This is a genomic window from Arthrobacter gandavensis, assembly GCF_039528575.1.
Classification (GTDB): Bacteria; Actinomycetota; Actinomycetes; order Actinomycetales; family Micrococcaceae; genus Arthrobacter_B; species Arthrobacter_B citreus_B.
Genome location: NZ_BAAALV010000014.1, coordinates 1 through 502, shown reverse-complemented (window position 1 = coordinate 502; position 502 = coordinate 1). Strand labels below are relative to the sequence as shown.

The following is a 502-nucleotide window of genomic DNA, read 5'->3' as shown; positions in this document are numbered from 1 at the left end:
CCGCCTGGGGAGTACGGCCGCAAGGCTAAAACTCAAAGGAATTGACGGGGGCCCGCACAAGCGGCGGAGCATGCGGATTAATTCGATGCAACGCGAAGAACCTTACCAAGGCTTGACATGAACCGGTAAAGCGTAGAAATACGCTCCCCACTTGTGGCCGGTTTACAGGTGGTGCATGGTTGTCGTCAGCTCGTGTCGTGAGATGTTGGGTTAAGTCCCGCAACGAGCGCAACCCTCGTTCTATGTTGCCAGCGGGTTATGCCGGGGACTCATAGGAGACTGCCGGGGTCAACTCGGAGGAAGGTGGGGACGACGTCAAATCATCATGCCCCTTATGTCTTGGGCTTCACGCATGCTACAATGGCCGGTACAAAGGGTTGCGATACTGTGAGGTGGAGCTAATCCCAAAAAGCCGGTCTCAGTTCGGATTGAGGTCTGCAACTCGACCTCATGAAGTTGGAGTCGCTAGTAATCGCAGATCAGCAACGCTGCGGTGAATACG

The 502-nt window shown here is 55.2% G+C and carries 1 rRNA gene; it reads left to right on the top strand.

Features of this window, described 5'->3' with window-relative positions:
- Nucleotides 1-502 (top strand): 16S ribosomal RNA (locus ABFX29_RS16620); the annotation flags it as partial.